General features: G+C 57.1%; 19 protein-coding genes. 9 read left to right on the forward strand and 10 right to left on the reverse strand.

Annotated features, from left to right (window positions below; all coding sequences use genetic code 11):
• Positions 1–230 precede the first annotated feature (230 nt).
• Positions 231–1,664, forward strand: coding sequence for a cache domain-containing protein (locus ACR0BT_RS04095; RefSeq protein ID WP_170396592.1), 1,434 nt, complete (start codon positions 231–233; stop codon positions 1,662–1,664).
• The gene (locus ACR0BT_RS04100) at positions 1,664–2,311 is read left to right on the forward strand and encodes a response regulator transcription factor (protein ID WP_170396590.1); all 648 of its coding nucleotides are present in this window, start codon (positions 1,664–1,666) and stop codon (positions 2,309–2,311) included. Before ACR0BT_RS04095 ends, ACR0BT_RS04100 begins: the two co-directional genes overlap by 1 nt.
• 74 nt (positions 2,312–2,385) lie before the next feature.
• On the opposite strand, the gene ACR0BT_RS04105 is transcribed toward ACR0BT_RS04100, so the two are convergent.
• Both ACR0BT_RS04105 and ACR0BT_RS04110 read right to left on the reverse strand, forming a co-directional pair.
• Positions 2,386–2,772: a bleomycin resistance protein gene (locus ACR0BT_RS04105; protein ID WP_255612071.1), complete on the reverse strand. Its 387-nt coding sequence runs from the start codon at positions 2,770–2,772 to the stop codon at positions 2,386–2,388.
• A gap of 43 nt (positions 2,773–2,815) precedes the next feature.
• Positions 2,816–3,661 carry a HalD/BesD family halogenase gene (locus ACR0BT_RS04110; protein WP_170396586.1) on the reverse strand — a complete coding sequence of 282 codons (846 nt, stop codon included), beginning with the start codon at positions 3,659–3,661 and terminating at the stop codon, positions 2,816–2,818.
• 425 nt (positions 3,662–4,086) lie between these two features.
• On the opposite strand from ACR0BT_RS04110, the gene ACR0BT_RS04115 reads away from it, so the two are divergent.
• The 4 genes from ACR0BT_RS04115 (at position 4,087) to ACR0BT_RS04130 (ending at position 8,776) form a co-directional block, all read left to right on the forward strand.
• Entirely contained in the window at positions 4,087–5,838 is a 1,752-nt protein-coding gene (locus ACR0BT_RS04115) for an acetolactate synthase 3 large subunit (RefSeq protein WP_170598101.1), read from the forward strand.
• Positions 5,839–6,007: 169 nt separating this feature from the next.
• Entirely contained in the window at positions 6,008–7,183 is a 1,176-nt protein-coding gene (locus ACR0BT_RS04120; protein ID WP_480762584.1) for a glycosyltransferase family 87 protein, read from the forward strand.
• Positions 7,180–7,740, forward strand: coding sequence for an acetolactate synthase small subunit (ilvN, locus tag ACR0BT_RS04125; RefSeq protein WP_170396580.1), 561 nt, complete (start codon positions 7,180–7,182; stop codon positions 7,738–7,740). The genes ACR0BT_RS04120 and ilvN overlap by 4 nt, the downstream gene beginning before the upstream one ends.
• A 340-nt stretch (positions 7,741–8,080) precedes the next feature.
• Positions 8,081–8,776: a helix-turn-helix domain-containing protein gene (locus ACR0BT_RS04130; RefSeq protein ID WP_480762689.1), complete on the forward strand. Its 696-nt coding sequence runs from the start codon at positions 8,081–8,083 to the stop codon at positions 8,774–8,776.
• On the opposite strand, the gene ACR0BT_RS04135 is transcribed toward ACR0BT_RS04130, so the two are convergent.
• From ACR0BT_RS04135 to ACR0BT_RS04165, 7 genes are all read right to left on the reverse strand, one after another.
• Positions 8,773–9,570 (reverse strand): DUF2189 domain-containing protein, encoded by a 798-nt coding sequence (locus tag ACR0BT_RS04135; protein ID WP_170396570.1) that lies wholly within the window; start codon positions 9,568–9,570, stop codon positions 8,773–8,775. The genes ACR0BT_RS04130 and ACR0BT_RS04135 overlap by 4 nt on opposite strands.
• A 28-nt stretch (positions 9,571–9,598) precedes the next feature.
• Positions 9,599–10,996 carry an amidase gene (locus tag ACR0BT_RS04140; RefSeq protein WP_480585325.1) on the reverse strand — a complete coding sequence of 466 codons (1,398 nt, stop codon included), beginning with the start codon at positions 10,994–10,996 and terminating at the stop codon, positions 9,599–9,601.
• Positions 10,997–11,114: 118 nt separating this feature from the next.
• The gene (locus tag ACR0BT_RS04145; protein ID WP_223117911.1) at positions 11,115–11,822 is read right to left on the reverse strand and encodes a M50 family metallopeptidase; all 708 of its coding nucleotides are present in this window, start codon (positions 11,820–11,822) and stop codon (positions 11,115–11,117) included.
• Entirely contained in the window at positions 11,823–12,950 is a 1,128-nt protein-coding gene (prfB, locus tag ACR0BT_RS04150) for a peptide chain release factor 2 (RefSeq protein ID WP_170566005.1), read from the reverse strand.
• A gap of 89 nt (positions 12,951–13,039) precedes the next feature.
• A complete protein-coding gene (locus ACR0BT_RS04155; protein WP_170396564.1) occupies positions 13,040–15,526 on the reverse strand; it encodes a PBP1A family penicillin-binding protein in 2,487 nt (828 codons plus the stop codon).
• A 95-nt stretch (positions 15,527–15,621) separates the two neighbouring features.
• Positions 15,622–16,842 carry an N-acetylmuramoyl-L-alanine amidase gene (locus ACR0BT_RS04160; protein ID WP_170512067.1) on the reverse strand — a complete coding sequence of 407 codons (1,221 nt, stop codon included), beginning with the start codon at positions 16,840–16,842 and terminating at the stop codon, positions 15,622–15,624.
• Positions 16,843–16,908: 66 nt separating this feature from the next.
• A complete protein-coding gene (locus ACR0BT_RS04165) occupies positions 16,909–18,072 on the reverse strand; it encodes a pyridoxal phosphate-dependent aminotransferase (protein ID WP_480762585.1) in 1,164 nt (387 codons plus the stop codon).
• Between ACR0BT_RS04165 and ACR0BT_RS04170 the strand changes: the two genes are divergently transcribed.
• The 3 genes from ACR0BT_RS04170 (at position 18,071) to ACR0BT_RS04180 (ending at position 21,304) form a co-directional block, all read left to right on the forward strand.
• Complete coding sequence (locus ACR0BT_RS04170; protein WP_480762586.1) at positions 18,071–19,456, forward strand: M48 family metalloprotease; 1,386 nt, start codon at positions 18,071–18,073, stop codon at positions 19,454–19,456. The two genes, ACR0BT_RS04165 and ACR0BT_RS04170, sit on opposite strands and share 2 nt — an antisense overlap.
• The gene (locus ACR0BT_RS04175) at positions 19,453–20,211 is read left to right on the forward strand and encodes a DsbA family protein (protein ID WP_170396556.1); all 759 of its coding nucleotides are present in this window, start codon (positions 19,453–19,455) and stop codon (positions 20,209–20,211) included. The genes ACR0BT_RS04170 and ACR0BT_RS04175 overlap by 4 nt, the downstream gene beginning before the upstream one ends.
• 67 nt (positions 20,212–20,278) lie before the next feature.
• Positions 20,279–21,304, forward strand: a complete 1,026-nt coding sequence (locus tag ACR0BT_RS04180) for an agmatine deiminase family protein (RefSeq protein ID WP_480762587.1) — start codon at positions 20,279–20,281, stop codon at positions 21,302–21,304.
• Positions 21,305–21,310: 6 nt separating this feature from the next.
• Here ACR0BT_RS04180 and ispG read toward each other — a convergent pair whose 3' ends face one another.
• Complete coding sequence (gene ispG, locus ACR0BT_RS04185) at positions 21,311–22,432, reverse strand: flavodoxin-dependent (E)-4-hydroxy-3-methylbut-2-enyl-diphosphate synthase (protein ID WP_170396552.1); 1,122 nt, start codon at positions 22,430–22,432, stop codon at positions 21,311–21,313.
• Between the last annotated feature and the right edge of the window lie 51 nt (positions 22,433–22,483).

Raw genomic sequence — 22,483 nt, forward strand, 5'->3', positions numbered from 1 at the left:
TTCATATTCATTCCCCGGGTGATGCCGGGTCGATCGTTTCTAGTGCGCGTTAGCCTAGTTCCACACACATGAATGTGAATACCTACTACTACGTAGCCAGTCGGGTTTTTCCACATTCAAAAGCACAAATCCGGTTGATTTTACCCGCTCGCGCCCAAATCACTGTGGCCGAGCACTGTGTTCTTCCAAATTTTTTGCAATTTGCCGGCAGCTTGCGTATCGATTCGAACATGGGAGGAATCCGGAACCTAATCTCGCTAACCTATGCGCAAAAACTGTCGCTGGTTGCCGCAATCCCGCTGATCGCAGCGGTTGCGGCCATTGCAATGGTGGTCGCTTATGAATCGCGCGCGACCGCCGAGAGTGAGATACAGGCCCTCGAGCGCCGCCTGATCGAAGCCAAAAAAGAAGAGCTGCGTAATTACGTGACCCAGGCGCGGAACGGGTTTGCCTATATTTACGGTCGCGCCTCCCCGGATGACGAAATCGCAAAAAACCTCGTGACCCAGATTCTGTCGGCGATGATTTACGGCAAGGACGGGTTCTTCTTTGTCTATGACTATGACGGCAACAACCTCGTCAGCCCGCGCCAGACCGAATTCATCAATCGCAACTGGGCCGATCTGACCGACAGCGATGGCACCCCGATTGTGGATGAGTTTATCACGCTCGCCCGACAGGGTGCAGGCTGGCACAGCTTTATGTGGCAAAAACCATCGACCGGTGAAGAGGCTCAGATGATCGCCTATGTTGTTGGCCTACAGGACTGGCGCTGGGTGGTGGGCACGGGTGTGTTCATCGATGACATCGTTGCCACCGTCGCCAATGCCCGGGCTGAGGTTGAGGCCCGCGTGCAGCGCACATTCCTTTATATCGGAGGCATTGTTCTGGCCGCTGTTCTGATTGTCTTTGCCTCGGGCATGTTGCTGAACTTCCGCGAACGGCGGCTGGCTGATGCCAAGCTTAAAGAACTGACACAGCGGGTACTGGACGCTCAGGAAGAAGAGCGCGGGCGCGTCGCCCGCGAATTGCATGACGGCATCAGCCAGATTCTGGTTGGCGTACGCTATGCACTGGACAACGCCCGACGACGTCTGATCCGCGGGGATGACGAGTCGGCGCAGGAACCATTGCAAACAGGTATCGACAATCTGGCCACCGCCATCACCGAGGTTCGCCGCATCAGCCGCGACCTGCGTCCGGGTGTTCTGGATGATCTGGGGCTTGGGCCAGCGCTCAAGGCTTTGACCGACGATTTCAGTGAACGCACGGGTATTGAAACCGATTTCTCAACCGTGGTGTTCCGAAACCGATTGGATCAAGACAGCAAGATTGCCCTCTACCGTATTGCGCAGGAAGCCCTGACCAATATCGAGCGCCACTCGGGAGCAACCCGTGTTACCATTGACCTGCGGGGTCATAAGAAAGGCGCCACGATGCGGATTACGGACAATGGTCGCGGGTTGCGGAACGAACCAGGCCATGTCAGCACCGGAATCGGGCTACGCAACATGCAGGAACGGATCGAACAGCTTGACGGCACTCTACGCATCCTCTCATCGCGCGGCGGGCGCAGCGGCACCGTGATTGAGGTCAGCTTGCCGCTCAGTCATATGCTGCCACCACAGGAAGACCCAACGCCAAAACGAAAGGCCGGTATCTGATGTCCGACTCAATCATCCGGGTCCTTATTGTCGACGATCACCCCATGGTCGCCGAAGGCATTCAGTCTCTGCTGGAAAGCTATGATGAGATCGAAGTTGTCGGCACACTTTCCAACGGACAAGAAGCTGTCGATCGAGCAACCCACCTGCAGCCGGACGTGATCCTGATGGATCTCAATATGCCCGGCCTGAGCGGGTTGAACGCCACCGAGATCATTTTAGAGCGCCTGCCCAAAACCCGCGTTCTGATCCTGTCGATGCATGACAGTCCCGAATACATCTCAACCGCGCTCAGCCACGGCGCCAAAGGCTATATCCTCAAGGACGTTCCCACCGAAGAGATCAAGCAAGCCATCGATGCCGTGATGCGGGGCGAGCGGTATCTTTGTACCGGGGCCAGCGGCTCGCTGGAGCCCAAGGACGGCAACACGCGCGAGGCGCTGACCGGCCGGGAACAGACAATCCTGCTGGAATTGGCGCAGGGTAAATCCAACAAAGAGGTGGCACTGGCGCTGGACATTTCGGTGCGCACGGTTGAGACGCATCGCAAGAACATCAAGCGCAAACTTGGCATCTCCTCGACCGCCGGCTTGACCCGCTATGCCCTGGAGCATGGCGTCCTGCAGGGCACCAGCCCCGGGCTATGACCGCAGCGCGAAACGCGCTGCCCGGTCCAACCGAAGGAGATGTGCCAACGGCACATTGAAGTCGGGCGGGAGCACTACCCGCTGCCGCGTTCACTGATATCTTCACCAAAGAACACCAAAGTCCCGTCTTCATCGAGGACATGAAATTCGCGCTGCTGATAGGGCTGATCGAATGGCGGGCGCACCCGCCCTTCAGGCAGTTCCTCCAACCCGGGGCGCAGGCTTTCGAACAGGCTGTCGATTCCTTTGACGTCAACATAGAACGACTGCTCATCCCCCAATGCGCGCCCATCCTGACGCGGTGGACATTCCAATAATCGGATCGCCACAGGATCACGGCGCAAAAAGGCATAATTGTCCTGCCTGAATGTGCAGGAAAACCCAAGCCGCTGAGTGTAGAACTCAATCTGCGCGTCCAAAGAAGAACAAAGGACAAATGGTGTAAGTTGTAATATCTGCATCAAAACAGCCCTCTTCCAACCTCGGGCCCGAGACTAGCACAAATCAGTCAAGCAGTTGATCACCCCGCAACCCTTCACGCTCATAATGATGCGGCAGCACACGGCCATAGAGTTGACGGGTCCGCTCCACCCCACCACACATGCCTTCGGTTTCGACAAACGAAAAGATACCAACATAGCGTTTCCGTTGTCCTTCAACCGGCGCTACCCGGTGCAAGGCATAGCGCCCCTTGAATATCTGCAGGTCGCCCGGTTGCAGTTCCAGTTGGTGTACGCCCCTCCTGCTGCCATCCAAAATCGCAGCGACGCCTTTGAAATTCTCGTCTTCACTGGTCCGCAGATTGGGTGCGTATTCGAATGCACCGCCCTCCTCGCCATTCTGGATTGCCAGCGTCACGGTGTAATTATTGGTGTCAAAATGCCACGGAAAGCCGCCTCCCTTCTCGACCACATTGATGATCACATCCGCCAACGGGTCATCATATCGGAAGAACCGATCCTCCGGCTCGTTCAAAGCCATGCGGATGAAAGGCATGAAACCTTCATACTGATAAATACGCCGCAGCGGGCTTGTGACAGGGAAGTTGTCAGCCGGAACAAAGGCGTTTGATCGGTCATAAAAACGTCGGATTGGATGACCGATCCCGTAACTGGGATCATCCTGCGTAAAATAGGCATTCGTGCGATTGAACGAGCGATGCGCTTTGGGAGCGACGTGATCGGCTTCAGCGATCAGTTTCCCTAGGCCATCTTCATGCACAAAGCCGGGGAGGACCGCACATCCATCAACTTCCAGATCCCGCCTCAGGTCCGCGATCAGCTGCCTGTACCCGTATGAATCAGGCCGATCGATCGGATAGCGCCCCAGATCCACAAGATCGTGCAGCATGTCTGACCTCCCGATTTAGCGCTGTTTTCACCAGCCTGCCTCAGCATCGGGCGCTGCTCTGGTCTGTTTCAGACATGGGCCTGACGCAATCAGACCACTGTTGATCACCCGATCGCCCACCAATGTACGGCGAATTTTCGCGGATATTTCTCGACCTGCGTCATTTTGCGCAACAAAATATCAAATCCCACAAGCCCAGACTTACAATATTTTTGTATTTGCCTGTTGACGCCCCTTCCCCTCAACCATAATGTCCCTGCACGCAAAGAAGGAGCCTCTGGCGATGAAAGCGCTAGTCGTAATCGTAGGAAACACGCGCATGGGCCGGTAACGGTAAACCATAATCGAACCCATGCGCCTCCGAAAATCTCGGGGGCTTTTTTTTGGCAACACGCAAGACACATGTCGCGAACGGAGCAAAGCAGATGACACGTGAGATGACCGGCGCAAAGATGGTAGTTCAAGCCCTCAAGGATCAGGGCGTGGACACGGTATTCGGATACCCCGGTGGCGCCGTCCTACCGATCTATGACGAGATCTTTCTGCAAAATGACATCCGTCACATTCTGGTGCGCCACGAACAAGGTGCTGTGCACGCAGCCGAAGGTTATGCCCGGTCAACCGGCAAGCCGGGCGTTGCGCTGGTAACGTCGGGCCCCGGCGCGACCAATGCGGTGACCGGCCTGACCGATGCGTTGCTGGACTCGATCCCGATTGTCGTTCTGACCGGGCAGGTTCCGACCTTCATGATTGGCTCTGACGCCTTTCAGGAAGCCGACACTGTGGGCATCACGCGCCCCTGCACCAAGCACAACTGGTTGGTGAAGGATACGGACTCGCTGGCGGCAACTATGCACGAGGCCTTCCATGTGGCCACTTCCGGTCGCCCCGGCCCCGTGCTCGTTGACATTCCGAAGGACGTTCAGTTCGCCTCGGGTGAATACACCACGCCAAAACCGTCGACCTCTCACTATCAGCCAGTATTGAAGGGCGATCTGGAAGAAATCACGGAGCTTGTTGCAGCAATCGAGACCGCGAAGAAGCCAGTGTTCTACACCGGCGGCGGCGTCATCAACTCGGGCCCGGCTGCCAGCCAGCTGCTGCGCGAACTGGTGGATGCAACCGGCTTTCCGATCACTTCGACTCTGATGGGGCTTGGGGCCTATCCGGCCTCGGGCGAAAACTGGATCGGCATGCTTGGGATGCATGGGCTCTACGAGGCCAACATGGCGATGCATGATTGCGATCTGATGATAAACATCGGCGCGCGATTTGATGACCGTATCACCGGCCGGATCGATGCGTTCTCGCCGAACTCAATCAAAGCCCATGTAGATATCGACCCTTCGTCGATCAACAAAGTTATCCGTGTCGACATCCCAATAGTTGGCGATGTTGCCCACGTGCTTGAGGATATTCTGAAAGTCTGGAAAGCACGCGGTCGCAAAACAGACGCTGCCAATATCAAGCAGTGGCAAGACCAGATTAACGAATGGCGCAACGTCAACTGCCTTGCCTTCACAAACAGCGAGAAGACCATCAAGCCGCAATACGCGCTGCAACGGCTTGAAGAGCTGACGAAGAAATATGACCGCTATGTCACGACCGAGGTTGGACAGCACCAGATGTGGGCGGCGCAATACCTGGGATTTGAAGACCCCAACCGCTGGATGACTTCGGGCGGGCTGGGCACTATGGGCTATGGTTTCCCCGCCTCGATCGGTGTGCAAATGGCACATCCCGATGCGCTGGTCATCAACGTGGCTGGTGAGGCCTCGTGGCTGATGAACATGCAGGAAATGGGCACGGCCGCGCAATACCGCCTGCCCGTGAAACAGTTCATTCTGAATAACGAGCGGCTTGGAATGGTACGACAATGGCAAGAACTGCTGCACGGCGAACGCTATTCGCATTCGTGGTCCGAGGCCCTGCCTGATTTCGTCAAGCTCGCTGAAGCCTTTGGTGCCAAGGGTATCCTGTGTTCCGACCCGGCCGATCTGGACGACGCGATCATGGAGATGATCAATTACGACGGTCCGGTCATCTTCGACTGCGTGGTCGAAAAGCACGAGAATTGCTTCCCGATGATCCCATCGGGCAAGGCCCACAATGAGATGCTGCTGGGCGAAGCCGAAACGCAAGGTGTTATTCAAGCTGGTGGAGCTGTGCTCGTTTGAGCACCGCTTTGCCACATCTAGGTCAAATGCCGGAGCTAAGGTCACCGCACGTGACATGAAAAAGGGTTAGATCATGTGTGATCTCAGCAGTCAGTTCTCAGCCAGAGCTTCGAGCCCGGAAGAGAATTTGTCGATATTCGCCGGCCGTCGCGGTTGGCAAGTGGGGCTCATGGTACCACTCTTCGTTCTAGCGTTGATATTGTTCTGGGTCGGCACAGGCTGGTATGCCGTTGTTGATCAAGGAAAAATGGCGTTATCCGTTGATTTCAAGGTGTTCTGGGCTGCAGGTCACCTCGCGCATTTAGGCGAACCGCTTGCGGCATTTGATATCGACAGATTGTCGGAAATACACGAAGCGTCCAAGGAAGACGATTGGATGCCTTGGTCTTATCCTCCCTCATTCCTTGTCGCACTCCAACCACTCGGGGCATTGTCGTTTTCTCCGGCTTGGGCGATTTTCACAGCGATTTCAATTGTCGCGATGTTTCTTGCTGTGCGGCCATTTTCCTGCGGAATCGTACCGGTTTGGTTTGCTTTTGCACTCTCCCCCGCCATGTTGCCAAACTTGTATATGGGGCAGACCACAACCCTTTGGGCAGCAGGCCTTCTGGCCGCACTAGCGGCGCTAAAGAACGACCGCTTCGTACTAGCAGGGTTCTTTATTGGATTGCTGACGCTTAAACCCCAACTCGGCCTGCTCATACCGCTTGCGCTTTTGGCAAGCGGTGCGTGGAAGACGATCATATCAGCAACGGTCACGACGGTGGTCTTGTCCGTTCTGGCCACTCTGGTCGTTGGCGTCGAATATTGGACCGAAATGCGCAACATGATGGGCGTTCACTTTGAAGAGATACGAAGCTCAATCCACCTGAATACGGTCATGCTTAGCCCTTATTCCTTGCTGGCCAGCATCGGTGTGCCAGAAAGGCTCGCGCTTGCGATGCAATGGACTTTGACAGTATTGTCTGGAATTGCAGTCTTCGTTGCATGGCGCAGCCCAAGGGTAGGTTTTGACTTGCGGGTAGCGGTGCTCTTTCTGGGTATTTCCATGTCTACACCGTACTTCTGGTTCTATGAATCTGGGCTGCTTGCAATCGTTGCATTGTTCCTGCTTCGAGCTGGCGTCCTGACAACTTCTCCATGGCGTCTGGTACTGGCCGCCGCAATGTGGATCGGTATCGGACCAGCAACACATATGGTGCTTTTCAAGATGACCGAGATATTGTCTTTGCGCCTCGTGTTTGCCCCGATCCTAATACTGGCTTGCGTAGTTTGCCTCCAAGCGCTGATCTCTGCGCTACGAAAGCCCGAAGAAACTTATGTCCAAGATGAGGTCTATCAATGACTCCGCTAAACATCGTCAAAGGCTCCACCCGCCATTCTGCATATAACCTACGCCCAACATTCTCGGACGTGCAGGAACAACACACGATCGCGGTGCTGGTTGAAAACGAACCGGGGGTTCTGGCCCGCGTAATTGGTCTGTTCTCGGGTCGTGGCTATAATATTGAAAGTCTAACGGTTGCCGAGGTTGACCATACCGGGCATCTCAGCCGAATTACCATCGTCACCACCGGCACCCCGCAAGTGATTGAGCAGATCAAGGCGCAGCTTGGACGCATCGTGTCGGTCCGTGACGTGCATGATCTGACCGTCGAAGGTGCTTCGGTCGAGCGCGAGCTGGCGATCATAAAGGTTGTCGGTGAAGGCGACAAACGGGTCGAAGCCCTGCGACTGGCCGACATTTTCCGGGCCAATGTCGTCGATAGTACGCTGAATTCGTTCATCTTCGAGATCACCGGTGCACCGGACAAGATCGATGCCTTTGCCGATCTGATGCGCCCTCTTGGCTTGATTGAAATCGCCCGTACCGGAGTTGCAGCCCTGTTGCGCGGTGACTAAGCTCCATTTCCGCCCTGGGACTGAATTCAATTTTGGGGCGGCGGCCTGCTTGGCCATGGTGCCCTGCTAACGTCAAAAAGGCTTAATGCGTTCATCATATATGAGCAACAGCATGAAAAAGATCATGCAAATAGGCTGAAAGCCTATTGATTTTGCTTATCATCAGACTAGCCTGTGACGCGTAGCGAGGCGCTTTGCAGCACCCGTTGGGGTCAACTTTACGATTTCTGAATACTGCGCGGTCGCTGTGCCGCCCTAAACCTGTTTTTGCTGAAGATACAAACGGAAATCTGGGACAGAAGTGACCGACATCAATCGCAGCCCCGCAGAATTGCGCAGCATGTTCGGAGCCAACCTTAGGCAGCTCGCAAACAGTTATCGGTCGGTTTCAGAGCTTTGCCGCCAATTGGGCATCAATCGAACGCAGTTTAATCGCTATCTGTCAGGTGAAAGTTTTCCCAGGCCGGATGTGCTGGACCGGATGTGTCGATTCTTCGATATCGACGCGCGTATCCTGCTGAAACCTTTGGATGAAATAGAACCGGTCGCCGCTCATCCCGCATCAGAAATCATCGATCGATTTCTCGTCACCGGGCCAGAAAAAACCATGGCGACCGGATTTTATCACGCCGCTGAGGCCCCGCCAAACCGACGCGAACCAACACTGCACCGGCTGCTGTTTATCCGCCGCATTAGGCATTGCACCTTGCTGCGCAGCTATGAGCCCTTGTCCCATATGCCGAAATGCTCCGCGCCCATGCGTGAGGTTCAGGGCATCGTTTCTCACATCGGCGGACAAGTCTGCGCATTGATGTCCCGGCCCGGCGCACAGGATTGCAGAATGATGGTTCTGAACCTTCCGCCTGAATGGGCACCTCAGGAATGGTCGGGTTATGTGTATCGGTTGGCCGGTGGCAGTGGATCCGATGTAAGACGGCTTACGCTGCATCACCTTGGGCATGATTTGTCCGCAGCACTGCAATCGGCCCGAAAGGCGCACAATTCATCAGGGCCTGACTTAAACGGACAGATTTAAGAGGGTGTCGGCTGAGCAGCCCCGGACGGATCGTTGTCCAAGATCAAGCGATAAAGATGCCAGCTGGCATGCCCCAGCAAAGGCAGGACGATAAACAGGCCCAGGAACCAAGGGATCATCGCCAAAAAAGTGATGATCGCGATGAAGGCCCCCCACGCCAGCATCACACCCATGTTCGCTTTGACATAGGCAAAGCTGGTGATCATCGCGGTCACAAAATCCAGCTCACGATCCAGCAGCATAGGAATCGACAGCACGGTGATCATGTACAGAATGATTGCAAATACGGCCCCGACCAGTGTGCCCAATACCAACATGCTCAGCCCATTCGGGGTCAGGAATACCTCAAATGATGTTGAAATGTTGGTCATCGTCGACAGCCCCATGAACAGGGCAAAGATCATGTGGCCCAGAAAGAACCAGAACAGAAAGATCACCACGATAATGGCGCAGATCGACGGCAGTTGCCTTCGGCTTTGCTGTATGACCACGCCGAAGATCGCACCGGGATTCAACGGCTCACCCTGTTCCAGCCGGTGCGAGACCTCATACAATCCCACGGCAGCAAACGGCCCGATCAGGGGAAAGCCGATCGCGGCCAAAACCAGCCAGAACGACGTTCCCGTCTGCAGCGTGACCCACGCCATCAGCCACCCGGCCAGCACGTAGAAGCCTGCGAACAGAAGCCCAAAAAGCGGCGCGCGGCGATAATCCTGCCAAGCTCGGCGTAACGCTTCTTTCAGCATCGCGGTATCAACGGGTTTCAGCGTCGGCACACCAAAGGGTTTGTCCATTCTTGTTTTCTCCTCCCGGGCGGTTGTTCTACATGGCGGGTCGTTTCTGAGGCCAAAGCGTTGCAGAATGATATGCCGCCCCAATCGACAAGATCCGCGCATCTGCACCACGCGGACCGAACAGCTGCATTCCCATCGGCAGCCCTTGTGCTCCAAAACCGACAGGCGCACCCAGACAGGGCAACCCCAAAAGGCTGACGGGTGTCACGACCTGCATCCAGCGATGGTAGGTATCCATCCCCTGCCCCTTGATTTCGGTTGGGTACGGCGTTTCGAGCTCGAACGGCCAGACCTGCGCTGCGGGCAACACCAAGGCGTCATAGTCTTCGAAAAGCTCCACCGCCCGCTTGTGCCAGTCAGACCGGTTCACACTGGCCCGGTGCACATCCATCGCGCTGAGCGCCAGGCCGCGCTCCAACTCCCATTGCGCGGTATCTTTGAGTGATGATTTCTTCTTGGCCAAAGGCTCCAACCCTGCGGCCACTGACCAGGAGCGCAGAGTAATCCAACTGTCCCAGATCAGGTCCGCGTCAAACGGTGGTGCAAGCGCCTCAACGCGCGCACCGCGTTCTTCGAAAACGTGCAACGCATCGCGGCATAGCGCGAGGATACCCTCTTCGCACGGAAACGCCCCGCCCCAGTCGCCCAACCAGCCTATGCGCATCCCTGTCAGATCAGCCGCTTGAACGGGCGACACGCGCTCGACCTCTGTGCTTAATGGCATCCTTGGATCGGGGCCGGATATGACGTCAAGCAATAGCCCGATGTCTTCAGGGCTGCGCGCCATAGGCCCCAGAGTTGAAAGCTGATGCAGATAACCGTCCCCCACTGGCTCAGACGGAACGCGCCCCCAACTTGGCCTGAACCCGTATACGTTGTTCCATGCGGCCGGGTTGCGCAGGCTGCCCATCATGTCCGAGCCGTCCGCCAGCGCCAGCATTCCCGTCGCCAACGCCACTGCTGCACCGCCCGACGAACCTCCACAGGTTTTCGTGGGATCATAAGGGTTGCGTGTTGCACCATAGACAGGATTGAACGTGTGCGAACCCAGTCCGAATTCCGGCGTGTTGGTCTTACCGATCAGAATTGCCCCAGCAGCCCTTAGCCGGGCGGCCAGCAGATCGTCAGTTTGCGGCACATGATCCTTGAACAATGGCGAACCCTGCGTCGAAGTGATCCCTGCCACATTTACCAGATCTTTCACCGCTATCGGCAACCCGTGCAGCGCGCCGCGAGGTGACGCGGCATCCGCCGCCCGCGCCTCGGCCATCAAAGCGTCTTCATCCCGCAGCGCGACAATCGCGTTTACCTCACCGTTCACCTGGGCGATCCGATCCAGCGTCGCGCGCATCAGTTCTGCAGCTGAAAGCTGTCGGCGGGACAAGGCGTCAAGAATGTCCGTCGCGGATGCTCTGGTCAAATCCATGCGGGTTGGTCCTTTGGCTGCTCGTCATCAGCCTAGCGACGTGCTCGGACCATTTAAAGCCACTGTTTAAATGTATCTTTTTAGAATTTCGCGAAGAAGAGCGGCGCAAGAGCGCGCATCATCTGATCCTGAGGTCGATCCGCACATTGCTATTGCGGCCCAGCACATTCTTCAGACCAAAGACGATCATCACCAGACTAAGCACCAGCCACAACCCGCCCCACATCATGGTGGTTCCGCCGAATTCTTCAGCCAGCATATATGCATCTGATCGCAATCCCGCGCGTCGGATCGTGTCATCGAAAATGTCAAACGGAACGTAGATCATGCTGGTCAGCCCGATGACCCGTAGAATCAGATCACACAGGTTGCGGTTCAGGAACCACGCGGTGGCCAGCATCACCGCTCCACAGCCCGCGCTGAACGCCATGGCAAACGGTTCCCGGATATACAGGAGCGCAACAATCAGCATGACTCCCCCAAAGAGACCAAGCGCAGCCCGATCGGCATTGGTGCGCAGGGCGATCATCAGCAGGCCCATCCCAAGCATCAAGGACCCAAGATATCCCGCTGACAGACTGACAAACCGATTGCCTCCTCGGCCAATAACCAGGCCACCTTGTTGTGGAGAGACCGAGAAACTTTCAACCGAACCACCGGTCAGGATAATGGCACCGGCATGCGAAAGCTCATGCAGGAACACAACCAGGATTTTCAACGGAAGCACCAGCATCGTGTTCCAGAACACAAACACCAACGCGACAATTGCGATCAATTGCCAGTGGCCCTTGATCAGGTTCACAGCCGAGGTCAGGGACTGCCGCAATTAGCCGTCGCCCTGTGCCTCGGACCGGCTTTTGCCCGAGACATTCAGGGCCAGTGTCGCCGCCATGAAACCATCCAGATCACCATCCAGCACACCCTTGGTGTCCGATGTCTCGTGATTGGTCCGCAAGTCTTTGACCATCTGATAGGGCTGCAGCACGTAAGACCGGATCTGGTTGCCCCAGCCCGCATCACCCTTGGCTTCGTGGGCGGCGTTAATCTCGGCGTTTCTGCGATCCAGCTCTTGCTGGTACAGCCGTGATTTCAGCGCCTTCATGGCAATATCTCGGTTCTGGTGCTGCGATTTCTCGGAACTGGTCACCACAATTCCGGTTGGAATATGCGTAATCCGAACCGCCGAGTCCGTCGTGTTCACGTGCTGACCACCCGCGCCCGAGGACCGGTAGGTATCAACGCGGATATCCGATGGGTTCACCTCGATCTCGATATTGTCGTCCACCACAGGATAAACCCAGACCGAACTGAACGAGGTATGCCGCTTGGCCGCCGAGTCGAACGGAGAGATACGCACCAGACGGTGCACGCCACTTTCCGATTTCAACCAGCCATAGGCGTTGTGGCCAGTGATCTTGTAGGCGGCGGACTTGATCCCCGCCTCTTCCCCCGCTGTCTCGGATTGCAGTTCGACCGTATAGCCCTTTTTCTCGGCCCAGCGGACATACATCCGCGCCAGCATCGAGGCCCAGTCGCAGCTTTCCGTACCGCCCGCGCCCGAGTTGATCTCAAGGAAGGTATCATTGCCGTCCGCTTCGCCATCAAGCAGCGCCTCAAGCTCTTTCTTTGCGGCCTTGGTCTGCAGCTTTTTGATCGCTTCTTCGGCGTCGGTTACGACCTCTTCGTCCTCTTCCATCTCGCCCAGTTCGATCAGCTCGATATTGTCGCTGAGATCGGTCTTGATGGATTCGTAGGTCTCGATGGCATCGACCAGCAACTGCCGTTCGCGCATCAATTTCTGCGCGTTCTCGGGATTGTCCCACAGGTTCGGATCTTCAACACGCGCGTTGAATTCCTCCAACCGGTGCGGCGCTGTTTCATAGTCCATGCGCTGCGCCAGCAGCTCCAGCGACTTTTCGATTTCCGCCACAATATTCTGGGTTTCGGCGCGCATGGTCAGGTCCCAACTTGCTCAATCAGGTGTGCGTGATAGCAAGAGGTGCGAGGCACCACAAGACGACTGAGCCGGGAAACTTGGGCGGATCAGTAAAGCCCGCCGCCCTGCAGATCGCCCTGGCTGGCATTGGGCCCAACGGTGATCGTATCCCCGGTTGAGGTGGTCACCTGACGGCCCGAACTTGCCTCTTCAAACAACGGCAGGTCAGATCCCATCGCGAAGCCACCGTCATAGACGCGATCGATAAAACCATCCACGCCATCACGGAAATACTCGGCGACCACATATTCTCCACTGGCATCTTCTGGCAGGCGCGCGCCGCTGAAACGGTCAATCTTGATGAAATGGCCACCCGGAGGCACCTCGAACGGGCCACCGCCGTATTTCTCGACTGCTTTTTCCATAAAGCTTTGGAACACAGGGCCGCACAAGGTGCCGCCGTAGGCCCCCCGGCCCATCGGGCGCGGGCGGTCATAACCGATGTAGCAACCGGCCACGATATTTGAGGTGAAACCGATGAACCACGCATCCTTGGATTCGTTCGTGGTGCCGGTCTTGCCCGCTGTGGGCACGGGCAGGTTCACAACACGTGATGCAGTGCCGCGATCAACCACGCCCTTCATCATCGACGTCAACTGGTAGGCGGTGATGGCATCCATGACCTGGCTGCGATCGGTGAGGATCGTCGGCGATTCATCAGGCTCAAGCCAGCTAGAGTTACAATCGACACACTGGCGATCGTCATGGCGATAGATGGTCTTGCCGAACCGGTCCTGAATACGGTCAACCAGTGTGGGTTCAACCCGCTCGCCACCATTGGCGAACATCGCATAGGCAGCGACCATTTTGTACAGCGTAGTCTCTTCAGACCCTAGCGAGTTCGCAAGGAACGCCCCCATCCGATCATATACGCCAAACCGCTCGGCATAGCCCGCAACAACGGGCATGGTGACTTCTTGTGCCAGACGGATGGTCATCAGGTTCCGCGACTGTTCGATCCCGGTACGCAACGGGGTCGGACCATAAAACTTGTTCGTCGAGTTTTTGGGACGCCACAGGCCCTGCGGTGTATTCACCTCGATCGGCGCATCCACAACGATCGTCGCGGGGCTGTATCCGCTATCCAGAGCAGCGGCATAAACGAATGGCTTGAAGCTGGACCCGGGCTGGCGCTGCGCCTGAGTGGCGCGGTTGAACACGGTGTCCTGATACGAGAACCCGCCCTGCATCGCCAGAACACGGCCCGAGTTCACATCCATCGCGACAAAGCCGCCCTGCACCTCTGGCACCTGACGGGCAGACCACTGCCCCTCTTCGCCAGCCATTACCAGAATGACATCGCCGCGTTTGAAATTGTCCTGGAAATTGCCCTGCATCCACTTGATGTCTTCGCGCGGGACGGTGCCATCTGCTGGGCCATCTTCGATCCCGACGGTCAGGGATTGGTCGGCCACGTTCAGAACAACGGCAGGATACCACTGCGTCGGCAGCACCACGTCGCGGGGGATTTCCATGATCGCCAGCGCCTCGCGCCACTGTGCTTCATCCGCCAGCTTCTCCTCGGCGATGACTTCGCCTGTGCCGCGCCACCGCCCACGAGAGCGGTCGTATTTCTGCAGCGCCGTGCGCAGGGCTTTCGCCGCTTCGACCTGCATTTCCTCATCCACCGAGGCGCGTACGGTGAAACCGCCAGTGAAAAACTCACCCTCGCCAAAATCCTCGCTCAACTGGCGACGGATTTCGTCGGTGAAATAGTCACGCGGCGGCAGTGCAGTGCGGAAGCTCTCAAAATCGCCGTTCTGAACCGACCGCAAAGGCATCTCGACTTCGGTCTCATAGGTGGCCTGATCGATATAGCCGTTCTGTTGCATCTCGCGCAGCACATAGTTGCGGCGGTTCAGCAAACGTTCTTTCTGCCGCACAGGATGGTAGTCCGATGGAGCCTTGGGCATCGCCGCCAGCATCGCGGCCTCATGCGGGGCCAGTTCCTGCAGAGTTTTGTTGAAATAGGTCTGCGCAGCAGCGGTCACACCATAAGAGTTCTGACCCAGAAAGATCTCGTTCATATACAGCTCGAGGATCTGTTCCTTGTCCAAGGTATCCTCAAGCCGGGTGGCGAGGATAATTTCCTTGATCTTGCGCTCGGCCCGGCGGTCACCGGACAACAGGAAGTTCTTCATCACCTGCTGCGTGATGGTTGACGCACCACGAACGGTTTCGCCTTTAGTGCGCACGGCCTCGACCCCGGCAGCAATGATACCCCGCGGGTCATAGCCCTGATGGGTATAGAAATTCTTGTCTTCCGCTGAGATAAACGCCTGTTTTACCAGATCGGGAATTTCCTCGGACGGCGTGAACAGGCGGCGCTCCTGTGCAAATTCGTCGATCAGCTGGCCCTCACCCGAGTAAATCCGGCTGATCGTCGGTGGTTTGTATTGCGCCAATGACTCGTGGCTGGGCAGGTCTCGGCCATACATCCAGAACACCGCGCCAACGACCAGCGCGGCCATAAAAATACCTAAGGTCACGAGACTGAAAATTGCCCCGAAGAACGAAAGAATGAACCGGATCACGTTACTGCCTTTTACTCGCGATGACGCCTATATAGTGTCGCCCCCGCGCAGGGTCAAAACACGAAAGGCTACAATGGCTGTTTTGCGCCGCTGCGTCATTGTCCGATCAGAGATCGCTTCACCAGATCGTCCCGACGCCAGTTCTCAAGCCCCTGCACAAGCCCATGCGCCATGGATGCGCGCCAGTTCGGATCAGAGATGTTCTTGAAATCGCGCGGGCTGGACAAAAAACCCAACTCAACCAGAACCGATGGGATATCTGCTGCCTTCAACACCGAAAACGACGAAGAACGTAGCGGACGACGATTCATCGGGCCTCCCTGCTGCGTCATTCCATCCACCAGCGAGCGCGCCAGTGCGCTACTGCGTGGCACGGTCTCTTGCCGAGCCAGATCCAGCAACACATCAGCGACCTGATCGTCCGCACCGCTGAGATCAATGCCTGCGATCAAATCACTCCGGTCATGCCGTTCGGCCAGCTTTTGACTGGCAACGTCTGAAGCTTCCTCTGAAAGAGTGTAGACGACCGACCCATGCGCCAGCCCTTCGGAAAGCGAATCCGCGTGCAGTGAGATAAACACGTCGGCCCCGGCCTGATGTGCCAGCGAGATACGGCGTTCGAGCGAGACGAATTGATCGTCAACACGCGTCATCACCACTTCGAAACCGCCGGTACGCAGCAGCGCCTCTCGCAGCTCTCGCGCGAAGGTCAGCATCAGTGTTTTCTCATTGGTATCAGCGAATTCTGCCCCGGGATCAATGCCGCCATGCCCGGGATCCAGCATGACCCGTACCGCCCGCACGCCGTCGCGCCGCGGCAGTGCCGGTGTCACTGCGGGTTCCGGCAAATCCCAGCCAGGCTGACGGGGGGCACCTGCGCTGGCTGCAAAACTGTCAAAATCAGTGCCTTTCAGGTGCAGCGATAGTTGAGCAGTGCCCGTCGCCTGATCAACCCGCAGATCAGCTGTTTCCACCGCCAGCGGAGCGCCCAGCTCCAACACCAGACGCGACCAACCGGGCACGTATGCGCCGAATTGAACACCGCTGATCCGGCTGGTTTGCAGGAAGGTCTCGCGGTTCAGGCCAGACCAGTCGACCTCTTGGAAATCCAGAACCACGCGGTATGGATCGCGCAGCGTGAACACGCGGTATGGAACGCCTTGAGTCAGCCCAAGTTCGACCCTTACGCCGGTATTGCCATCATCGACGATTCCGCTCTGGTCCGGAAGGACGCGTGCAAGCGCGCTGAAGTCCTGCGCGACAGCAGCACCAGTCAGCGCCCAAATCAGGGCGATTGCGTAGAAAATCCTGCTCATGGCCTCAAGTTATCCCGAGATCGTTTGAGGCAGAGCCTATCGCATGACGCCGCCTTTGTGAACGCTTTAGGCCGATTGCGGGATCGCACCCCGCTTGGCCATAAAACGTTGTAGCCGATCCAGCCCATCCTGAATGTCTTCGGTCGATCGCGCATAGGAAAATCGCAGCGTCGTATGCCCGCGCACCGGATCGAAATCCAGCCCCGGCGTCACGGCAACCCCGGCTTTGTCGAGAATTTCGGCTGCAAATGCCCGGCTGTCATCGGTCAAGTCTGAGACATCCGCGTAAACATAAAACGCCCCATCCGGCGGTGCGATACTGGTAAAACCGGCCTTGGGCAACCCGTCCAACATCAACAGTCGATTGCGGCGGTATACATCCAGATTTGCCTGCAATTCGTCGTCACAATCCATAGCTGCCAATGCGGCCACCTGACTGGCGTGAGGCGCGCAGATGAACATGTTCTGGGCAATCCGCTCAACCACCCGTACCTGATCTTCGGGCACAACCATCCAGCCAACGCGCCAGCCGGTCATCGAAAAATATTTGGAGAATGAGTTGATCACATAGCACTCATCCGTCAGCTCCAGCGCAGTGACGGCTTTGGCCTCGTATTCCAGCCCGTGATAAATCTCGTCACTGATGAACGATGCACCCTGCCCGTGCGCCGCATCGATCAGCGCCTGCATCGCCATGTGATCCAGCATTGTTCCAGTCGGGTTGGCAGGCGAGGCAACCATCAATCCCTGCAAATCAAGCCCCGTGAAATCGGCGGGCACCGGCTGTAGCCGGTTTTCCGGTGCTGTCGGCAAGTCTACCGGCACCAAACCCAAGGCTTTCAGGATTTGCCGATAAGAGGGATATCCCGGGGCACCAATCCCCACCCGATCACCGCTGTCGAACAAAGCGGTAAAGGCGAGCAAAAACCCGCCCGATGATCCCGGTGTGATGACCACCCGTTCTGGATTGAGATCAACGCCATACCATTCGCCATACATCTGCGCGATCCGCTGACGAAGAGCGGGCAAACCCAAAGCCACCGTATACCCAAGCGGCCCTTGTTCCATGGCCTTCGCCAATGCTTCGGTTGCCCCTTTGGGTGCGCCGGTCCCCGGTTGACCTACTTCCATGTGAACGACATGCCGCCCGGCTTCTTCCGCCTTGCGCGCGGCCTCCATCACGTCCATCACGATGAAGGGATCGACCCCGGAACGGGTTGAGTTTCTCATGGCCATCTCCCATGTTGCAGCCATGGCTTTTGAACGCTTATCCCGGCTGGCGTCAATCCCGGCCGTGTTGCTGCTGGCAGTGACATGGTCGATCAGCGCCATGCAGGCCAGCGCGCAAAGCCTTATCCGCGATCCCGACATTGAACACGGGCTGCAAGAGCTCGCCTTTCCGATCCTGCGGGCCGCTGGCCTGAACACCAACCGGGTGCGCGTACTGATCGTCAATGATGGTACGTTCAATGCCTTCGTGATCGATTACAACACGATCTATATCAACTATGGCTTGATCCTGAGCGTCGATACGCCCGAGATGCTGCAAGCGGTGATCGCACACGAGGCCGCGCACATCGCCAACGGCCACCTGGCCAGACGCTCAGAGAACCTGCGAGCGGCACAACGTAACGCGCAGCTTGGGACGCTTTTAGCGCTTGCAGCCGCAGCCGCAGGTGGCGGAGAAGCTGCAGCAGGAATTGCAGCGGGCACACAAGCCTCGGCGCTGCGCAGCTTTCTGGGCCATACGCGGGCCGAAGAAGCCTCGGCGGATCGAAGTGCTGCCAGCTATTTGCGTTGGGCGGGAGTATCTCCGCGCGGGATGGTCAACCTGCACCGTAAGTTCGCGGGGCAAGAGCTGTTGAACCCCGTCAATCAAGACCCCTACATGCGCTCACACCCTACCAGCCGCGAACGTTTGCGCGCCGCCGAGGCCTTTCTGAACGAATTCGGCGACAAGGCAGAGCAAAACGCAAATGCCGATTACTGGTTCGCGCGGATCAAAGGTAAGTTGTCAGCCTTTCTTCGATCCCCGACCTGGACCATGCGTCGCGCGGGCGAAGAAAAAGATCGTGACATACGCCTGATGCGCGAGGCATCGGCCCATCATCAAAATCGCGATCTCGCCCGTGCCCGCGCAGCAATCGATGGTGCGCTGGAGATTCGCCCTGACGATCCGTTTTTTTATGAATTGAAGGGCCAGATTCTATTGGAGAACCGGCGCGTGCCCGAAGCTGTGGATGCCTACGGTGCAGCCGTTGATATGGCGCCCAACAATGCCCTGATCCTCGCCGGTTACGGACGTGCTTTGCTGGCGGATGGCAAGACGAAGAAAGCCCTGCAAGTGCTTGAAAAGGCGCGCGCACGCGACTATCGCAATGCCCGGCTGATGCGGGATCTGGGTTCTGCCTATTCGCAGGTGGGCAACAACGGAATGGCGTCTGCGGTGACTGCAGAACGCTATGCGCTGCAGGGACGACTTGATGATGCGGGCATACATGCTAAACGGGCTGTTGCAGAGCTCCCCGAAGGCTCTCCGGGTTGGCAAAGGGCACAGGATGTGTTGATTGCCTCGGAGCGCGCAAAGAAGAAGAAAAAGAGGAAACGGAAATGATCCTGAGACATGCTGCACCGGCCCTATTGGGTCTTTCCCTGATCACTGGTCCTGCGCAGGCGCTGGAATTGAACGCGATGAGCGACGCCGAGAAGGCCGAGTTTGGCGCACAAGTGCGCGAATACCTTCTGGAAAACCCCGAAGTGATCCTCGAGGCGATCAACATCCTTGAGGAACGCAATGCCGTTGCCGAGGCTCAGGCTGACAAGGAGCTCGTCGCGGCCAACGCTGACGAGCTTTTTAATGACGGTTACAGCTGGGTCGGTGGCAATCCGGACGGCGATATTACTCTGGTCGAGTTCATGGACTACCGTTGCGGTTACTGCCGGCGCGCCGTGCCCGAAGTGGCCACCCTGCTGGCCGAGGACGGCAATATCCGTCTTGTGATCAAGGAATTGCCGATCCTGGGCGATGCCTCTGTCGCGTCATCCCGCTTTGCCATCGCAACAAAACAGGTAGCCGGAGACGATGCCTATAAGCAGGTCCATGACGCTCTGCTGGAATTCAGCGGCGAGCCCTCCGAGGTGACCCTGCGCCGGATTTCAGATGGGCTGGGTCTGGACAGCGACGCGATCATCGCGGCAATGAACAGCGATGAGGTCACCGAAGAAATCGCAAAAACCCGCGATCTGGCGCAAAAGCTGCGGATTTCAGGCACACCGTCCTTTGTTCTGGGCACCGAAATGATGCGCGGGTACCTGCCCGCAGACCAAATGCTCCAGATCGCAAATGGTGTTCGGGCAGAACAGGGTTAAGTCATCACTGTGGGTTTCCAGCATGGATCGACGGAACCTCTTACTCACTGGAGGTGCGCTGAGTTTTATGGGCCTGTCTAAGCAAGCCCTCGCTCAGCGCACCTCAAACTTCTTTGTACCGGCGGAAGAAGCGCCCCACGAACGCACATTTATGCAATGGCCGGTCAGCCGCAAAGTTTACCGTGACCAGATCTTTCTGGATATGGTGCAACAAACCATCGCGGAAATCGCGAACGCCATTTCCGCCTTTGAACCCGTGACGATGCTTGCGGCGAGAAAGCACCATGTGGATGCACGTCAAAAACTTTCCTCATCAGTCGAGCTCTGGGATGTTCCAACCGAAGATTTGTGGTGCCGCGACGCAGGTCCAATCTTCGTGATCGACAATCGAGGCGGGATTGCGGTCACTCGTATCCAGTTCAATGGCTGGGGCCGGAAACAGGTGCACAAACACGATGCGCAAATCGCCAGTAAGGTTGCCGATCACCTCGGCCTACCCCTGCTTCCGTCCGGCTTGAGGGGCGAGGCCGGTGGTGTAGAACAAGACGGGCATGGGTTGATCATGGCCCATGAAAGCTCGTGGGTGAATGAGAACCGCAATCCAGACCTGTCACGCAACGAAATTGAATCCCGATTACTGGCAGCCTATGGGGCTGACCGCATGGTCTGGTCTGATGGGGTCTGGGGCGAGGATATCACCGATTACCACATCGACAGTCTGGCGCGCTTCACCGGCCCTGGGCGCGTTTTGATCAACCTGCCAGACGAGCCGGATATGGATGATCCGTTTCATGTCGCGGCCCTTGATACTCATGACCGTCTCGTCGCCGAAGGATTGCAGGTTGAGGTGATCCCTGAACCCAATAGGCGCCGAGTTAACGATCCCGAATTCGTGGCGTCTTATGCGAATTACTATGTTTGTAATGGTGGCATCGTGATGGCCCAGTTCGGAGACCGCGAAACCGATGAGATTGCACAGAAGGCATTAGCTCGTCACTACCCCGGCCGCGAGATCATTGCATTGAATGTCGACGTATTGGGCGAGCTGGGCGGCGGCATTCACTGCGCAACACAGCAAATGCCTGTTGCTTAGGCCTTGTTACTCAGCAGCTTCAGCTGCCGCATCCAGCTCTGCTGCCTTCTTTTCGACCTCTTCAACGATGTGATCAATCATCTGGTCGTTTGACATCTTGTGGCTGGCTTTGCCTGCCAGATAGACCATGCCCGAGCCTGCCCCGCCACCGGTGAAACCGACATCGGTCATCAGCGCCTCACCCGGACCGTTCACGACACAGCCGATGATCGACAGGCTCATGGGTGTCTTGATGTGTTCCAAGCGATGCTCCAACGCCTCAACCGTTTTGATTACGTCAAAACCCTGTCGCGCGCAGGAGGGGCATGAGATGATGTTCACGCCGCGATGGCGCAGGCCCAGAGATTTCAGGATCTCATAGCCGACCTTGACCTCTTCCACCGGATCAGCAGACAGGCTGACGCGGATCGTGTCGCCAATGCCCATCCACAGCAGATTGCCCAGACCGATGGCCGATTTGATGGTGCCGCTGACCAACCCTCCGGCCTCGGTGATGCCCAGATGGATGGGCGCATCCGTCGCCTCGGCAATGCCCTGATAAGCCGCCGCTGACAGGAATACGTCGCTGGCCTTCACACTGATCTTGAAATTGTGAAAGTCGTTGTCTTCGAGAATACGGATATGCTCCAACCCGCTCTCGACCATCGCTTCGGGGCACGGCTCGCCGTATTTCTCAAGCAGGTGCTTTTCCAGGCTCCCTGCGTTCACCCCGATCCGGATCGAGCAATTGTGGTCTCGCGCGGCTTTGATGACCTCTTTCACCCGTTTTTCATCGCCGATATTGCCCGGATTGATCCGTAGACAGGCCGCACCGGCCTCGGCGGATTCGATTCCGCGACGGTAGTGGAAATGAATATCAGCCACGATAGGAACAGGGCTTTCGCGCACGATCTCTTTCAGCGCTTTTGACGAGGCCTCATCCGGGACCGAGACCCGCACGATATCCGCCCCCGCCTCGGCCGCCGCCTGCACCTGTGCCACGGTCGCAGCCACATCGGTGGTCAGCGTGTTGGTCATGGTCTGCACGGCAATCGGTGCGTCACCTCCGACGGGCACATTGCCAACCATGATCTGGCGGGATTTACGGCGATAGATATTGCGCCAGGGGCGCACGTGATTGAGCGACATGAGGATCGATCCGGATCAGCCTGAATTGACCCTTAGATAGTTCGCCATCCC

Source organism: Ruegeria sp. CJ6, assembly GCF_056536665.1.

Excerpts from the sequence above, each read along its gene's own strand:
- ACR0BT_RS04095 (WP_170396592.1), top strand. The coding sequence starts at position 231 with ATGGGAGGAATCCGGAACCTAATCTCGCTAACCTATGCGCAAAAACTG.
- ACR0BT_RS04100 (WP_170396590.1), top strand. The coding sequence starts at position 1,664 with ATGTCCGACTCAATCATCCGGGTCCTTATTGTCGACGATCACCCCATG.
- ACR0BT_RS04105 (WP_255612071.1), bottom strand. The coding sequence starts at position 2,772 with ATGCAGATATTACAACTTACACCATTTGTCCTTTGTTCTTCTTTGGAC.
- ACR0BT_RS04110 (WP_170396586.1), bottom strand. The coding sequence starts at position 3,661 with ATGCTGCACGATCTTGTGGATCTGGGGCGCTATCCGATCGATCGGCCT.
- ACR0BT_RS04115 (WP_170598101.1), top strand. The coding sequence starts at position 4,087 with ATGACACGTGAGATGACCGGCGCAAAGATGGTAGTTCAAGCCCTCAAG.
- ACR0BT_RS04120 (WP_480762584.1), top strand. The coding sequence starts at position 6,008 with ATGGTACCACTCTTCGTTCTAGCGTTGATATTGTTCTGGGTCGGCACA.
- ilvN (WP_170396580.1), top strand. The coding sequence starts at position 7,180 with ATGACTCCGCTAAACATCGTCAAAGGCTCCACCCGCCATTCTGCATAT.
- ACR0BT_RS04130 (WP_480762689.1), top strand. The coding sequence starts at position 8,081 with ATGTTCGGAGCCAACCTTAGGCAGCTCGCAAACAGTTATCGGTCGGTT.
- ACR0BT_RS04135 (WP_170396570.1), bottom strand. The coding sequence starts at position 9,570 with ATGGACAAACCCTTTGGTGTGCCGACGCTGAAACCCGTTGATACCGCG.
- ACR0BT_RS04140 (WP_480585325.1), bottom strand. The coding sequence starts at position 10,996 with ATGGATTTGACCAGAGCATCCGCGACGGACATTCTTGACGCCTTGTCC.
- prfB (WP_170566005.1), bottom strand. The coding sequence starts at position 12,950 with ATGCGCGCCGAAACCCAGAATATTGTGGCGGAAATCGAAAAGTCGCTG.
- ACR0BT_RS04160 (WP_170512067.1), bottom strand. The coding sequence starts at position 16,842 with ATGAGCAGGATTTTCTACGCAATCGCCCTGATTTGGGCGCTGACTGGT.
- ACR0BT_RS04170 (WP_480762586.1), top strand. The coding sequence starts at position 18,071 with ATGGCCATCTCCCATGTTGCAGCCATGGCTTTTGAACGCTTATCCCGG.
- ACR0BT_RS04165 (WP_480762585.1), bottom strand. The coding sequence starts at position 18,072 with ATGAGAAACTCAACCCGTTCCGGGGTCGATCCCTTCATCGTGATGGAC.
- ACR0BT_RS04175 (WP_170396556.1), top strand. The coding sequence starts at position 19,453 with ATGATCCTGAGACATGCTGCACCGGCCCTATTGGGTCTTTCCCTGATC.
- ACR0BT_RS04180 (WP_480762587.1), top strand. The coding sequence starts at position 20,279 with ATGGGCCTGTCTAAGCAAGCCCTCGCTCAGCGCACCTCAAACTTCTTT.
- ispG (WP_170396552.1), bottom strand. The coding sequence starts at position 22,432 with ATGTCGCTCAATCACGTGCGCCCCTGGCGCAATATCTATCGCCGTAAA.